Source organism: Streptomyces sp. AHU1 (assembly GCF_045343905.1).
GTDB classification, from domain to species: Bacteria; Actinomycetota; Actinomycetes; order Streptomycetales; family Streptomycetaceae; genus Streptomyces; species Streptomyces triticiradicis.
The window spans coordinates 750,061-764,348 of the sequence record NZ_CP174283.1; the positions used below are offsets into that span (position 1 = coordinate 750,061).

Annotated in this window: 13 protein-coding genes; 3 read left to right on the forward strand and 10 right to left on the reverse strand. The window is 71.9% G+C overall.

Going from position 1 to position 14,288, the window contains the following annotated elements; genetic code table 11:
- Positions 1–15 precede the first annotated feature (15 nt).
- Entirely contained in the window at positions 16–726 is a 711-nt protein-coding gene (locus ACICHK_RS03515) for a gamma-glutamyl-gamma-aminobutyrate hydrolase family protein (protein ID WP_406835620.1), read from the reverse strand.
- Positions 723–2,210 carry an aldehyde dehydrogenase gene (locus tag ACICHK_RS03520; RefSeq protein WP_406835621.1) on the reverse strand — a complete coding sequence of 496 codons (1,488 nt, stop codon included), beginning with the start codon at positions 2,208–2,210 and terminating at the stop codon, positions 723–725. The genes ACICHK_RS03515 and ACICHK_RS03520 overlap by 4 nt, the downstream gene beginning before the upstream one ends.
- Positions 2,211–2,329: 119 nt before the next feature.
- On the opposite strand from ACICHK_RS03520, the gene ACICHK_RS03525 reads away from it, so the two are divergent.
- On the forward strand, positions 2,330–3,040 hold the full coding sequence (locus ACICHK_RS03525; protein ID WP_406835622.1) for a type 1 glutamine amidotransferase: 711 nt from the start codon (positions 2,330–2,332) through the stop codon (positions 3,038–3,040).
- A gap of 15 nt (positions 3,041–3,055) precedes the next feature.
- On the opposite strand, the gene ACICHK_RS03530 is transcribed toward ACICHK_RS03525, so the two are convergent.
- The 8 genes from ACICHK_RS03530 to ACICHK_RS03565 form a co-directional block, all read right to left on the reverse strand.
- Entirely contained in the window at positions 3,056–4,516 is a 1,461-nt protein-coding gene (locus ACICHK_RS03530; RefSeq protein ID WP_406835623.1) for an APC family permease, read from the reverse strand.
- 171 nt (positions 4,517–4,687) lie between these two features.
- Positions 4,688–5,314, reverse strand: a complete 627-nt coding sequence (locus ACICHK_RS03535; protein ID WP_406835624.1) for a TetR/AcrR family transcriptional regulator — start codon at positions 5,312–5,314, stop codon at positions 4,688–4,690.
- Positions 5,315–5,469: 155 nt separating this feature from the next.
- On the reverse strand, positions 5,470–6,315 hold the full coding sequence (locus ACICHK_RS03540) for a fumarylacetoacetate hydrolase family protein (RefSeq protein ID WP_151471900.1): 846 nt from the start codon (positions 6,313–6,315) through the stop codon (positions 5,470–5,472).
- A 12-nt stretch (positions 6,316–6,327) separates the two neighbouring features.
- Entirely contained in the window at positions 6,328–7,263 is a 936-nt protein-coding gene (locus ACICHK_RS03545; protein ID WP_406835625.1) for a 3,4-dihydroxyphenylacetate 2,3-dioxygenase, read from the reverse strand.
- Positions 7,256–8,719 carry an aldehyde dehydrogenase gene (locus tag ACICHK_RS03550; RefSeq protein ID WP_406835626.1) on the reverse strand — a complete coding sequence of 488 codons (1,464 nt, stop codon included), beginning with the start codon at positions 8,717–8,719 and terminating at the stop codon, positions 7,256–7,258. The genes ACICHK_RS03545 and ACICHK_RS03550 overlap by 8 nt, the downstream gene beginning before the upstream one ends.
- 34 nt (positions 8,720–8,753) lie before the next feature.
- Complete coding sequence (locus ACICHK_RS03555; RefSeq protein WP_406835627.1) at positions 8,754–9,560, reverse strand: acetoacetate decarboxylase family protein; 807 nt, start codon at positions 9,558–9,560, stop codon at positions 8,754–8,756.
- A gap of 20 nt (positions 9,561–9,580) precedes the next feature.
- Entirely contained in the window at positions 9,581–10,789 is a 1,209-nt protein-coding gene (locus ACICHK_RS03560; protein ID WP_406835628.1) for an NAD(P)/FAD-dependent oxidoreductase, read from the reverse strand.
- 5 nt (positions 10,790–10,794) lie between these two features.
- Entirely contained in the window at positions 10,795–10,983 is a 189-nt protein-coding gene (locus tag ACICHK_RS03565; protein ID WP_037622194.1) for a ferredoxin, read from the reverse strand.
- Positions 10,984–11,500: 517 nt separating this feature from the next.
- Between ACICHK_RS03565 and ACICHK_RS03570 the strand changes: the two genes are divergently transcribed.
- Both ACICHK_RS03570 and ACICHK_RS03575 read left to right on the forward strand, forming a co-directional pair.
- Positions 11,501–12,856: a glutamine synthetase family protein gene (locus tag ACICHK_RS03570; RefSeq protein WP_406835629.1), complete on the forward strand. Its 1,356-nt coding sequence runs from the start codon at positions 11,501–11,503 to the stop codon at positions 12,854–12,856.
- Positions 12,857–12,887: 31 nt separating this feature from the next.
- Positions 12,888–14,204: a cytochrome P450 gene (locus ACICHK_RS03575; RefSeq protein ID WP_151471894.1), complete on the forward strand. Its 1,317-nt coding sequence runs from the start codon at positions 12,888–12,890 to the stop codon at positions 14,202–14,204.
- Positions 14,205–14,288 lie beyond the last annotated feature (84 nt).

A 14,288-nucleotide genomic window follows, 5' to 3' on the forward strand; every position in this document is an offset into this window, starting at 1 on the left:
CAGTCCCGCGGGGGATCAGCGTCCGTCGCGCGCCGCGCCGACCAGCGCGTCGAACAGGGCCTGCTGCGCGGGATCCTCGTGCGCGGTGTCCTCCGGGTGCCACTGCACCGCGGTGAACCACCCTTGCGCACCGGGGAGTTCGAGGCCCTCCACGGTCCCGTCCGCCGCGCGTGCGGCGACCGTCAGACCCGGGCCGAGACGCTCGACCCGCTGGTGGTGGTAGCAGGACGCCTCCACCTTCTGTGCGCCGGTGGCCCCCTCCAGCAGGGTCCCGCGCTCGACGGCCACCGGGTGCACGACGTGCCGGTGTTCACGTTCGGGGCCGCCCATGTCCTGTTCCAGGGTGCCGCCGAGGGCCACGTTGACGACCTGCAGGCCGCGGCAGACGGCCAGCAGCGGAAGGCCCAGGTCCAGTGTCCGACGGGCGACTTCGAGGTCGAAGGCGTCCTGGAGGTCGTCGACGTCGTAGACGCTGTCGTGGGTGTCGGCGGCTCCGTAGCGGTGGGGAGCGAGGTCGCCGCCGCCGGGGAGCAGGACGCCGTCGAAACGGGCGAGGCGTTCGGCGACGTCCGTGGTGGCGGGGTCGGCCGGGTGGACGGTCGCCGGTTCACCGCCGGCCCGCCACACCGCCTCGATCAGCGCGCGGGCGTTGACCTCGGCGGCGTACCGCAGGGCGGAGGTCGTCGCGGAGAAGCGGGCGGGGACGGCGATCAGGGGGCGCGTCACAGCTGGATCCAAGTCGTCTTGAGTTCGGTGTACTTCTCCAGGGCGTGGGCGGACTTGTCGCGACCGTTGCCCGACTGCTTCATGCCGCCGAAGGGGACCGTCAGGTCGCCCTCCTCGTAGCAGTTGACCCAGACCGTGCCGGCCCTCAGGGCGCGGGAGACCCGGTGCGCGGTGGAGAGGTCGGAGGTCCACAGGCCCGCGGCGAGGCCGTACTCGGTGTCGTTGGCCAGCCGGACGGCCTCGTCCAGGTCGTCGAACGTGAGGACCGACAGGACCGGGCCGAAGATCTCCTCCCGGGCGAGCCTCATGCCGGGGTCCACCCGGTCGAAGACGGTCGGTTCCAGGTAGCTGCCGCCGGTCTCGGTGAGGGTGCGGGCGCCGCCGGTGCGCAGCCGGGCGCCCTCGGCCAGGCCGGTGGCGATGCGGTCCCGCACGCGGCCGAGGTGCGCCTCGCCGACCAGGGCGCCCATCTCGGTGGACGGGTCGAGGGGGTCGCCGATCCGCAGTTCGCGTGCCCGTCGCACGACGGACTCGATGACCTGCTCGGCGATCGAGGTGTGCACGAGGAGCCGGGAGGGGGCGGTGCACATCTCGCCCTGGTTGAAGAAGATGCCCCAGGCGGCGGTGGCTGCCGCCTTCTCCAGGTCGGGGGCGTCGGGAAGGATGATGTTCGGTGACTTGCCGCCCAGTTCGAGCCATACGCGCTTGAGGTTGGAGTCGGCGGCGTAGCGCAGGAAGTGACGGCCGACCTCGGTGGAGCCGGTGAAGGCGAGGACGTCGACCTCCGGGTGGAGGCCGATCGCCCGGCCCGCCACCGGTCCGGTGCCGCCGACGACGTTGAGGACGCCCGGCGGCAGTCCGGCCTCGGCGGCGATCCGGCCCAGGAGGAGCGCGGACAGGGGCGAGTTCTCGGAGGGCTTGAGGACGACCGTGCAGCCGGCGGCGAGCGCGGGGGCGACCTTCCAGCCGGCGAGGGTCAGGGGGAAGTTCCACGGCACGACGGCGCCGACGACTCCGGCCGGTTCCCGGGTGACCAGGGCGAGCGCGTCCGCGGCGGTGTGCGGGGACTCGTCGGTGACCTTGTCGGCCAGTTGTCCGTACCAGCGGAAGGTGTCGATCAGGGCGCGCAGTTCGATCTCGTACGCGTCGGTGACGGGCTTGCCCATCTCCAGGCTGACGGTGAGCGCGAGGTCGGCCCGGCGCTCCTGGAGGAGGTCGGCGACGCGCAGCAGCGCCGCACCGCGCTCGGCGGGTGCGAGGCGGGGCCAGGGTCCGGTGTCGAAGGCACGGCGGGCGGCGGCGACGGCCGCGTCCACCTCGGCGGTGCCGGCGTCGGCGATCCGGGCGAGCACCCGGCCGTCGCGGGGCGAGACGGCGTCGAAGGCCGCTCCCGAGCCGTCCTCGTCGGTGCCGTCGATGTGATGGGCACCGGAAAGGTCCAGGGACTTGGCTCGGAGCAGCCACTCCTCATGGGTGATGTCCATCGTACGGGGACCTCCAGAATCTCATTTGAATCCAAACGATAGAGTGGGCGCCGAGCGGGGGCAAGGGCTCCCGGCATCGATCCGGCAGGCCGCGGACCCCGCGGGGAAGGGAGCGCCACGTGCGCGCACTCGTCGTCCAGCACGACCACGTGACGGAGCCGGGGCTGGTCGGGGCCCGGCTCGAGGAACGCGGGTACGACCTCACCGTCCTGACGGTCGTGCCCGAGCACCGCCATCACGCCCCGGACGTCGAGTTCGACTTCCCGGCCGCCGGCGACTGGGACCTGATCGTGTCGCTCGGCGCCCCGTGGTCGGTGTACGACCGGACGGCCGTCGGCTCCTGGATCGACGGCGAGCTGGCCCTCCTGCGCGAGGCCGACCGCCTCGGCGTCCCGGTGCTCGGTGTCTGCTTCGGCGCCCAGGCGCTGACCACCGCGCTCGGCGGCCGGGTGGAGGCGTCGCCGCGCCCCGAGATCGGCTGGGTCGAGGTCGCCACGGACGACCCGTCCCTGGTGGGACCGGGCCCCTGGTTCCAGTGGCACTTCGACCGCTGCGTCCTGCCTCCGGGCGCCAAGGAGGTGGCCCGCAACGAGGTGTGCGTCCAGGCCTTCGAGACCGCGCACGGCCTGGGCGTGCAGTTCCACCCGGAGATCACCACCGCGATGGTGAGCGGCTGGATCGAGGCGGGCGGCGCGGAGCAGTGCGTCCGCCACGGCGTGGACCCCGGCGAGTTGCTGGAGCGGAGCCGGGCCATGGAACCCATGGCCCGGACGAACGCCCGCCGGCTGGTCGACGGCTTCCTCGGCCGGACGGCGTACCGGGCCGGCTGACCGGCCCGGTGTGCGTCAGCCGCCGGCGGAACCGGCCTTGTCGCGGGTGAGCCGTGCGGCCACGACGCCCAGGGCGAGGACGGCCGGGACGATCAGTTCGAGCACGAGGGCGGTGCCGCTCTCGCCGCCGATGAGCGTGGTGAAGTTCTGGACGATCAGCCAGATCGCCCCGGCCACACCGAGGGCTCCCAGGGAGGGGGCGATCAGGGTGTTCCACGGCCGGGTGTCGAGGCGTTCACGGCGGAAAAAGACCACCACGGAGACCGAGGTCATCAGGTACAGCGCCATGATGCCGAGGACGGCCACGCCACTGCCCCACGAGAACAGGGTCAGCACCGGGTCCTTGCCGGCCAGCGCGAACGGGACGACCAGCAGGACCGCGACGGCCGTCTGGACCCGGCCGGCCACGCTGGGCGAGTGCCGGCTGTTGATCGACGACAGCGCCTTGGGCAGCAGTCCGTCGCGGCTGAGCGAGAACAGGTAGCGGTTGGCGGAGTTGTGGAAGGCGAGGATGCCCGCGAAGAGGGAGGTGGCCAGCAGGACGGGCAGGACGTCGTTGACCCAGGTGCCGAACAGGTCGGCGATGGGCGCGAAGACGAAGCCCGTCGAGTCGCCGCTCTCCAGGGCCTTGCCCGCCGCCCCGGACACCTTCGAGGGGCCGTAGGCGGAGACCAGCATCCAGGAGGCGAAGCCGAAGAAGCCGGTGACGAAGGCGACGGCCGCGTAGGTGGCCCGCGGGACGGTCCTGCGGGGTTCGCGCGCCTCCTCGCCGTAGATCGCGGTGGCCTCGAAGCCGATCATCGACGCCACGGCGAACATCAGCGCCACGCCCGGGGCGCCGTCGAACGCCGCGCTCGGCGAGAAGGACTCCGTGAAGGCCAGCCCCTCGGGCCCGCCGCCCTTGAAGAAGGTGACCAGCGCGAAGACGCTGAGGATGCTGAACTCCGCCAGGACGAAGACCGCCAGCACCTTCGCGCCCATCTCGATGCCCGCGCTTCCGAGCACCTGGACGATCACCATCGTGACCAGGGCGCAGGCCCACCAGGCCACGTCGAGACCGGTGTAGTGCGCGAGCAGACCGCTGACGGTCGCCCCGTACAGGCCGTACATGGCCGCCTGGATCGCGCAGTAGGCGAACAGCGCGACCCCGGCGCTGCCGGTGCCGACCGTCCGGCCGAGCCCCTTGCCGATGTACGTGTAGAAGGCGCCGGCGTCCACGACGTGCCGGCCCATCGCCACGAAGCCGACGGAGAAGAGCAGTGTGATCAGGCCCGCCACCACGTAGGCGGCGGGCGCCCCCGCGCCGTTGCCCACGCCGACGGCGATGGGCACGGCTCCCGCGACGCCGGTCAGCGGCGCCTGGGCGGAGAGGACGAAGAAGAGGATGCCCAGAACGCCGAGCGAGTTGGGCTTGAGCTTGCCTGCCGTGGGGGCGTCGGGCGCGGTCTGGTTCACGACCGCGGTCTGACTGTCCACTCGGATCACCTGCCAGTGAGGAAAGAGGGATTCGTTTCAGGCCAAACGAGTTGCCTCATACTGGGCTGGAACTATCCGTTTGACAAGGGCCTGGGCCCGGTTTCCCTCCGCTGAACGCGCAAGGCCCCGGACGAGGGACGTCCAGGGCCTCGGAGCACGCGGGCCGGACCGTCAGTCGTGACCCTCGGCGCCGGTGCGCCGCCGGTCCTCCAGCAGCCGGAGCAGCGAGCGCAGCTCCTCGACGGCGGCGTCGGTGATCTCGGGGCCGCCGAAGACGAGCTGGTGCAGCACCAGGCCGTCGAGGGCGGCGAAGACGAGCCGGGTGAGCGGCTGCCCGGCGGCGTCGGGCAGCATGCGGGACAGTTCCCGTCCGGTGGCGTCGAAGTACTGGTCGTACAGCGCGCGCAGGTGCGGGAGCAGTTCGGGGCGGCGCCTGGCCTCCAGCAGCAGCTCGTACTGGAACGACTGGATGTCCGGATCGGCCGTGACCATCTCGGACACCCCCACCGAGAAGTCCTCGATCCTGCCGGTGCCGGGTTCGAGCGCGCTGGTGTCCAGGGAGGTGCGGATCGCGTGGGCGACCGCCTCCTCGATGAGGGCGTCCCGCGAACCGAAGTGGTGCACCACGAGACCGTGCGTGGTGCCGGCCTCCTCCGCCACGGCCCGGTAGGTGAGCCTGCGCAGCCCTCCCCGGGCCACGACGCGCACGGCGGCGTTGAGCAGGGCCTCGCGGCCCTCCCCGTAGTTCATGCGCCGGCGCGGCTTGCGGCCTTCAGGGGTCTCGGCGGTTTCGGTCACGGCCCCGACCCTACCCGCCTGCTCACGGGACCCGGCGCGGGTCGGCACGGGCCCCGTGGGCGCGCCGGAGCCGGGCTCGGCGCGCCGCTTGGTGGAGCGCCCCGCCGGGCGGCTCGTGCCGTCCTGCCCGGCGCGGCGCCCTCGTACGGGGGGCATCAGCGCCGGGGCGGGCGGATGCCGCGGAACTCCCAGTCCCCGCCGAGCGCGGTGGACAGGACCTCTTCGGACTCGGTGGGCTGGGCGCCGACGTCGGTGCGGATCGCGGTGGGTCCGGTCACGATGTGGTTGGTGAGCCGCCCGAGGCCCTCGACCTCGACCTCGACGACGTCACCGGGCTGCACGGGGCGGGAGTTGGCCGGGGTGCCCGACAGCAGCACGTCGCCGGGGTACAGGGTGATGGTGCGGGCGATGTCGGCGACGAGGTAGTGCATGTCCCACTGCATCTCGTCGGTCGAACCGTCCTGCACCACCTCGCCGTTGACGTAGGTGCGCAGGCTCTTGCCGCGGAAGTCCCAGTCGGTGACCAGGCCGGGGCCGAGCGGGCAGAGGGTGTCGGAGCCCTTGACGCGGAGCATGGAGCCGGCGTCGGTGTCCCGGAAGTCGTGCAGGCCGTAGTCGTTGGCGACGGTGTAGCCCGCGATGTACTCCCCCGCCTCCTCCGGGGAGATGTTCCGCGCGGTCCTCCCGATGACGATGGCGACCTCGCCCTCGTAGTTGAGCCACTTGCAGCCCTCGGGGCGGACGATGGCGCCCTTGTGGGAGTTGAGGGCCGAGGTCGGCTTGTGGAAGTACGTGGGAGTGGGCGGGAGGTCGATCCCGAACTCGTCGACGCGGCTCTGGTGGTTGAGGTGGACGGCGATCACCTTGGAGGGCACGACCGGGGGCAGGTGGTGCGCCTCCTCGGTCTTGACGCGGCGGCCGTCACCGGCGACGAGTTCGTCCCCGTCGACGGTGACCTGGACGGCGGCGCCGTCCAGGAGGATGCGGCGGTACTCGGGCATGGAGGTGCCTTTCTAGGCTCGACGGTGCGGGTTGTGGGGTGCGGCGGCCGCGGGGGTCCCCGCGCCGGTCCAGCCGTCGGCCGGACGGTCGAACCAGAGGTGTACCTGGCCGGTGCCGATGGAGTTCTCGTACGCGCCGTACTGGCGGGCCGTGGCGACGCAGGCTCCTTCGCCGAGGGCGCCGGCCATCATCAGGTAGTGGAAGAACTTCGCCTCGGGCTTGTACTTCCAGAACTCGTCCATGGTGTCGAGGACCTTGTCGTGACGGCCCTCCTTGAACCAGGCGATGCGCTCCAGGTCGGCCTCGCGCGCCTCGGGGGTGAAGATGTGCGCCGGGTCGCTGGACTCGTGGTCGCGCAGTTCGCGCAGGGGCCAGAAGGTGTGCGAGAGGGCGCCGGAGGCGATCAGCAGCACCCGGCGGCCGGGGGTGGCGGCGATGCCGTCGGCGAGGGCCCGGCCGAGACGGAGGTGGTCCTCCATGTCGCCGGTCTGGCACACCCCGATGGTCACCCACCGCTTGTCGGGCAGCCCCTCGCCGAGGAACTTCCAGAGGTTGATGGTGGCGTAGTAGACCGGCAAGTAGGCGTCGTCGATCGCGGTGATCCAGGTGCCGTGCTTGTCGGCGAACCTCGCGATGTTGTGCGCGAGTTCGGGGTCGCCCGGATAGTCGTACGGCATCCGGCTCATGCCGCGCGGCAGTTCCTCGGAGGTGAACAGGCCGGCCCTGCGGTCCTGCGCGGTGGCGACGAACTCGACGGTGGTCGCCCAGTGCGAGTCGAGGACCACGACGGTGTCGTAGTCGTCGCGCTCGAAGACGTCCTTGCGCAGCTCCTCCAGGCCGGTGACGAGGGTGATCTCCTTGCCCTCGTTCAGCTCCAGCCGGATCTCCTCGGGGAGCACGATGGTGGGGACATGGGCGAGGAGTCCCGCCCCGACGATCTCACCCATGGTCCTTCCAACCCTTCGGCGCGGTCACGGTGTTCTTCAGGTCGCAGTAGAAGTCGAAGCTCCAGGTGCCGCCCTCGCGGCCGACGCCGGAGTGCCGGGAGCCGCCGAAGGGCGCCTGGAGGTCGCGCACGAAGAAGCAGTTGACCCAGACCGTCCCGGCGACGAGCCGTTCGGTGACGCGCGCCGCGCGGTCCCGGTCGCCGGTGGCGAGAGTGGCGGCGAGCCCGAAGCGGGTGTCGTTGGCGAGGCGGACCGCCTCCTCCTCGGTGGTGAAGGTCTGGAGGGTCAGGACGGGGCCGAAGACCTCCTCCTGGACGATCTCCGAGTCCTGGGCGACGTCGGTGAGCAGGGTCGGCGCGTAGTACTGGCCCTCTCCGCGCCGGCCGCCGACGACCGCGCGGGCGCCCGCATCGAGGGCGCGCCGCACGAAGCCGTCGATCTTCTCCAGCTGGCGCTCGTGGATGTTGGGGCCGATGTCGGTGGCCTCGTCGCGCGGGTCGCCCTGCACGATCGTCGCGGCCTTCTCCGTGAACCGGCGGGTGAACTCCTCGGCGACGGACTCCTCGACCAGGATGCGGGTGGCGGCGAGGCAGACCTGGCCCGCGTTGTCGTACTGCTCGACGGCGAGGTCGACGGCGAGGTCGAGGTCGGCGTCCGCGAAGACCAACAGGGGTGACTTGCCGCCGAGTTCGAGGCTGAGCGGGGTGAGGTTCGCGGCCGCCGACGCGGTGATCCGCTTGGCCGTCGGCACGGAGCCGGTGAAGCTGATGCGGCGCACGTCGGGGTGCGAGGTGAGGGCGTCGCCGATCTCGGAGCCGTAGCCCTGGACGATGTTGAGGACGCCGGCGGGCAGTCCGGCCTCGGCGGCGATGTCCGCGAGCAGGGACGCGGTCAGCGGGGTCCACTCGGCGGGCTTGAGGACGACCGTGTTGCCCGCCGCGAGGGCCGGGGCGACCTTCCAGGTCGACAGCATCAGCGGCGCGTTCCACGGGGTGATGAGCACCGAGGGGCCCGCGGGGTCCCAGGACACGTGGTTGGTGTGGCCGCGGGTCTCGAAGTCCCCGTGCTCCAGGTTCAGGAGCCAGTCGGCGAAGAAGCGGAAGTTGTGGGCGACGCGCGGCATCACGCCCCGGCGGTGGGAGCGCAGCAGGGCGCCGTTGTCGGTGGTCTCGACGATCGCCAGGTCCTCGATCCGCTTCTCCACGCCGTCGGCGATCGCGTGGAGGACGCGGGCACGTTCGGCACGGGGGGTGGCGGCCCAGCCGGGGAAGGCCGCCTTCGCTGCGGCCACGGCCGCGGCGGCCTCCGCCTCGGTGCCGCGGGAGATCTCACCGATGACGCTGCCGTCGATCGGCGAGACATCGGTGAACGTCTCGGCGGAGGCGATGCGTTCGCCGCCGATCCAGTGCCGGGTGTCGACGGCGACCCCGGCCACCGTGAGGGTGTGCTCGGTCATGTCCGGACTCCAAGTCCTGTGGTGGGTACGGGGGTCACTCGGCGCCGGAGGTGCCGGACTCCAGAAGGCGTCCGCCGTCCCAGACGACGCCGACCTGCCGGTAGTAGGCGGCGATCGGCTCGCGGATCTCCAGGCGGGCCAGTTCCTCGGTGGGTGCCTCGAACAGCGTCAGGTCCGCGTCGCCGACCCAGGCCTGTCCGGCCTCGAAGGAGGCCGCGCCGGTCTCGATGAGCTCGTCGAGCGCGAGGCCCCTGCCCTTCTCGACGGAGGGCAGCCAGCGGTGGTGGGCCATGGGGTGGCCGTTGACGAAGCCGTTGGTCTCGGACGGCTCCCGCAGGGTGACCACGGCCTCGGCCAGGCGCCGGTCGGCGGCGGCGAGGGTGGCGCCGAAGCGGGCGCCGGCCTCGATGCGCGGGGCCGGGCCGTAGGGGTGCGGGCGGGTCTGGTGGATCGAGCCGAGCTTCTTCGGGTAGCCCTGGTGCAGTCCGCGGGCGATCGCGAAGTCCTTGTCGACCCAGATGTAGACGCAGCGGCTGTAGGTCTGCCCCCGGTACTGGCAGCGGACGACCGCGAAGGCCTCCTTGTACTGGGCGCGGACCGGGTCGAGCAGTTCCTCGGCGGAGCCGGAGCAGGACTGCCAGTCGGCCCAGATCAGCGCGACCGCGCCCGGGTCCTCGTCGGCCAACTCCAGCGGTTCGGGGAGCAGTTCACGCACGCGGGCGGGGTCCGTGCGGTACTCGACGGTGAGCAGGTCGCCCGAGTAGAGCCACGGCGGCGAGGGGACGAGCGACGAGGCACCGGTCGCCGTCTTGGGGTGGAAGAATCCACGGACACTGGTCACTTGGGGTTCCTTAGGCTTCGTTACGCGGTGAGGGCGGGCTGCTTGAGCAGCTGGGCGCGGTAGCGTGCCGCGCGCATCGCGGCGGACTGGCCGCCGAGGGCCACGACGCCGACCAGCAGGTCGCCGGTGTGGTAGCCGACCACGACGTCGCCGTCCGGGTCGCCTTCGAGGATCCGCACGTCGTCCTTGCCGAGCAGGGGCGAGCCGAAGGACTGGAGCCGGAACTCGTGCTGGTCGCTCCAGAAGGTGGGCAGCGGGGCGAACGGGGTCGACTCGGCTTCGGTGCCGCCGAGATGGGCGGCGAGGACCTTGGCGGCGTGCTTGGCGGTGTCGGTCGGGATGGACCAGTGCTCGACCCGGCGGGGTACGCCGTCGTAGCGGGCGTTGGGGAAGCGGGCGACGTCGCCGACCGCGACGACCTCGGGCCGTCCGCCGATGCGCAGGTGCTCGTCGGTGAGGACACCGTCGGACAGGTCGAGGCCGTTGCCGTCCAGCCACTCGGTGTTGGCGACCGAGCCGACCGACTCCACGACCACGTCGGCCGGGAGCACCGTTCCGTCGCCGAGGACGACTCCGGTGACCCGCTGGTCGCCCTCGAACCCGGCGACTCCGGCTCCGAGCACGAAACGCACTCCGCGCTCCTCGTGCCGCTTGAGCAGCGCGCCGCCCAGCAGATCGCCGAGCGGTCCCGCCATGGGCAGCGGCAGCGGATCGACGACCGTGACCTCCGCCGCGCCGAGGCCGACGGCGGTGGCGGCGACCTCGCAGCCGATGAATCCGGCGCCGACGACGACCACCCGTGCTCCGGGCCGGATCAGCGCGTCGCGCAGGATCTGGGCGTCGGCGAGGGTGCGGACGGTGTGGCGTCCGACGAGCGGGCCGGGGCACCGGAGCCGGCGGGGGCGCATTCCGGTGGCGACGACCAGTCCGTCGTACGAGAGCCGTTCGCCGTCGGCGAGTTCGACGACGCGCTCGTCCAGGCGGGCCGTGACGACCGGCGTCCCGAGCCGCCACTCCACGTCGGCCGCGGCGGCCTTCGGGGTGAAGGCGAGGGACTCGAACGAGGCTTTGCCCGCGAGGACTTCCTTCGAGAGGGGCGGCCTGTTGTAGGGCATGTGCGGCTCGTCGCCGACGACCGTGACGGCGCCGGTCCAGCCCGCCGCGCGCAGTTGTTCGGCGGCCCGCAGGCCGCCCATCGAGGCGCCCGCGACGACTACGCGTCCGGTCATGGCCCTCAGCCCTCGATCCGGATGGCCTGGAGCGGGCACACGTCGGCGGCTTCCTCGACCTCGTCGCGCAGTGCCTCGTCCACATCGGAGACGTAGGCGAGGTGGCCGGCGTCGTCCATCGAGAAGACGTCGGGGGCGGCGAAGACGCACTGGCCGTGGTCCTGGCACTTGATCATGTCGACGACGACCTTCATGGCCGGTCCTCCTGGGGATACGGGCGCCTGAGCAGGGAGAAGGGGGAAGAGAGGGGCCCGACCGGTGTCGGACCGGGCCCCTCGGCCAAAGGGATGCGGAGCCGCATCCCTGACTCGTTTGGCTTCAAACAACATAGGAAGCCGTTCGACCCTGGTCAATACCTGTCCAGGTGGATAAATTCTTGCCGTCACCCCCTTGCGGGGCCAGACCCCGGCTCATACCGTTCGGATTCAAACGACCGACTCGGGGTCCGACCCGGGGGTGTCGTCCGGGGCAGTCCGGACCAGGCCGCAGGGCCCGGTGCGGCGCCTCGCGGACGCGGAGCCTCATCCGCGTACGGGACGTGTGCCCGGGTGAGGTGACAAGGCCGCGAGGGCCGCGCCAGGCCCTGCAGACCCGGGCTGATCCGAACGACATCCCCGGCTCCCCCGCACCCCGGCTCCCGTTCTCTGCACACCACGCGTCCCCGGCGCCTCAGTCCCCGGGGACATCCACCCTTCCGCCAAGGAGACAACGGTGAGCGCATCCGACACCCCAGACATCCGCCGGCACATGGAGCGGCTCGCCGCCGAGGGCGTCGACGTGGTCCGGGTCGTCTATCCCGACCTGATCGGCACCGACCGCGCCCGTGACGTCCTGCTCGACCACCTGCCCTCGGCCTGCGAGCACGGACTGGCCTTCTGCCGCGCCGTCTACCACACCACCCCCCAGGGCGACGTGGTCCCCGTCGCGGGCGGCCTGGACGCCGGCCTGCCCGACGTGTCCGTACGCCCCGACCTGTCCACGGCGGCCGTACTGCCGTGGGAGCCCGGCGTCGCGACCTGCCTCGGCGAGGTCACCGACCCGGCGACCTCCGCCCCCGCCCCCGAATCACCGCGCGACCTGCTGCGCACCGTCCTGGCCCGGTGCGCCGAGCAGGGCCTGCGCCCCGTCGTCGGCCCCGAGCTGGAGTACTTCCTGCTGGAGCCCGCCCCCGAAACCCCCACCGGCTGGCGCCGCGCCCCGGAGACCACCGGCGCCGTCTACACCGCCGGACTGCGCGCCGACCCGGGCAACCACCTGCTCCGCACCCTGCGCGCACTGCGCGACCTGGGCCTCGGCGTCGTCACCGGCAACCACGAGTTCGACGGCGGCCAGTACGAGATCAACCTGACCCATTCCTCGGCCCTGGACGCGGCCGACCGCGCCTTCCGCTTCAAGGCCGCCGTCAAGGAGCTCGCCCGCAAGGAGGGCAACCTCGCCACCTTCATGGCCAAGCCCTTCGGCGACGCCGGCGGCTCCGGTTTCCACCTCCACCTGTCCTGCGAGGACACCGAGGGCCGCAACGCCTTCGACGACCCGTCGGGCGCGTACGGCCTGTCGGCCACGGCCCGCCACGCCATCGCGGGCATCCTCGCCCACGCCCCCGCGCTCGCCGCGCTCGCCAACCCGACCGTGAACTCGTACAAGCGCTTCGGACCCGACACGCTCGCGCCCTGGCTGATCGACTGGGGGCTCGACAACCGCAGCGCCATGGTCCGCATCCCGCCGGAGCGCGGCTCCGGCGCCCGCCTGGAACTGCGGCTCGGCGACGCCAGCGCCAACCCCTACCTGCTGGTCGCCGGAACCATCGCGGCCGCCCTGCTCGGCGTCCAGGCCGGCGAGGAGCCGGAGGCCCCGCTGGAGGGCTACGGCTACGACACCGCCCGCTCCGCCCTGCTGCCCACGAGCCTGTCCGCCGCACTGGACGCCCTGGAGGCGGACACCGCCCTGACCGACATCCTCGGCAAGGACTTCACCACGTCCTTCCTGACCTACAAGCGGGACGAGGTCGAGCGCTTCGGGCGGCACGTCACCGACTGGGAGTTCACCGAGTACGCCTACCACCTCTGATCCCCTCGAAGCCCGACCCAGGAGAACCACCATGACCAGCCCCACCGTTCCCGCCACGCCCACCACCGCGGCCGAACTGCGCGCCGCCCTCGCCGAGCCGCTGCCGCTCGAGGAGGTCGACCTCGCGAACCTCGACAACTTCGCCGACGGCATCAAGCCGTGGCGGATGTTCCACACCCTGCGCCACGAGGACCCGGTGCACTGGCAGCCCGAGGAGGCCCCCAACTCCGGCTTCTGGGCGGTCACCCGGCACGCGGACATCGCGACCGTGGACCGCGACGCGGAGACGTTCACCTCCTCGAAGTTCGTCAACCTCGAAGAGCTCGACGACGACCAGATCAAGAAGCGGGCGTCCATCCTGGAGCTCGACGGCGTCCGCCACCGCGCGATGCGCAGCGTCATCCAGCGCCAGTTCGGCGCGAGCGTCATCAACAGCTACAGCGACTTCCTGCGCGGGCTGACGGCGCAGACCCTGGACGCGGCCCTGGCCAAGGGCACCTTCGACTTCGTCGCCGACGTCTCCGCCGACTTCCCCATCAACGTGCTCGCCCGCCTGCTCGACGTGCCGCCGGAGGACAACCAGCAGCTCATCGACTGGGGCAACCGCATCATCGGCAACACCGACCCCGACTACGCGGACGTGCTCCTGCACAGCGCGGAGAGCGACAAGTACCGCGACCTGCCGTTCCGTTCGCCCGCCTCCCTCGAAGTCTTCGAGTACGGGCGCGAGCTGGCCCGCCAGCGCCGCGGCGGCAACGGCACGGACCTGGTCTCCAAGCTGGTCAACACCGTTCCGCGCGACGGGATCCCGCTGTCCGCGCAGGACTTCGACAACTACTTCCTGCTGCTGGTCGTCGCCGGCAACGAGACCACCCGCCACACCATCTCGCACTCGATGCTGGCGCTCCTCCAGCACCCCGAGCAGCTCGCCCGCCTCAAGGACGACCCGTCCCTGATCCCGGGCGCGGTCGAGGAGTTCCTGCGCTGGGCCTCCCCCGTCTACCACTTCCGCCGCACCGCCACCCGCGACGTCGAGCTCGGCGGCAAGCAGGTCAAGGAGGGCGACAAGGTGGTCATGTGGTTCGCCTCCGGCAACCGTGACGAGGAGGTCTTCGGCAACCCGTACGACTTCGACGTCACGCGCACCAACAACGACCACATCACCTTCGGCAAGGGCAGCCCCCACCTGTGCCTGGGCAACCTGCTCGCCCGCACCGAGATCCGCATCATGTTCGAGGAGCTGATCCCGAGGATCGCCGACATCAGGCTGGCCGGCGACGCGCCCCGCGTCCTGTCCAACTTCGTCAACGGCATCAAGAAGCTGCCGGTCGAGGTCACACTGGCCTGACCAGGGTGCCGCGCGGACCGCGTTCCGCGCCACGCGACACGGCTGTCCCCCCGTCCGGCCGGACGGGGGGACAGCCGCACGAAC

Bases quoted from the DNA above. Each gene is read 5' to 3' on its own strand.
- ACICHK_RS03550 (WP_406835626.1), bottom strand. From the start codon at position 8,719: ATGACCGAGCACACCCTCACGGTGGCCGGGGTCGCCGTCGACACCCGG.
- ACICHK_RS03545 (WP_406835625.1), bottom strand. From the start codon at position 7,263: ATGGGTGAGATCGTCGGGGCGGGACTCCTCGCCCATGTCCCCACCATC.
- ACICHK_RS03520 (WP_406835621.1), bottom strand. From the start codon at position 2,210: ATGGACATCACCCATGAGGAGTGGCTGCTCCGAGCCAAGTCCCTGGAC.
- ACICHK_RS03565 (WP_037622194.1), bottom strand. From the start codon at position 10,983: ATGAAGGTCGTCGTCGACATGATCAAGTGCCAGGACCACGGCCAGTGC.
- ACICHK_RS03575 (WP_151471894.1), top strand. From the start codon at position 12,888: ATGACCAGCCCCACCGTTCCCGCCACGCCCACCACCGCGGCCGAACTG.
- ACICHK_RS03560 (WP_406835628.1), bottom strand. From the start codon at position 10,789: ATGACCGGACGCGTAGTCGTCGCGGGCGCCTCGATGGGCGGCCTGCGG.
- ACICHK_RS03540 (WP_151471900.1), bottom strand. From the start codon at position 6,315: ATGCCCGAGTACCGCCGCATCCTCCTGGACGGCGCCGCCGTCCAGGTC.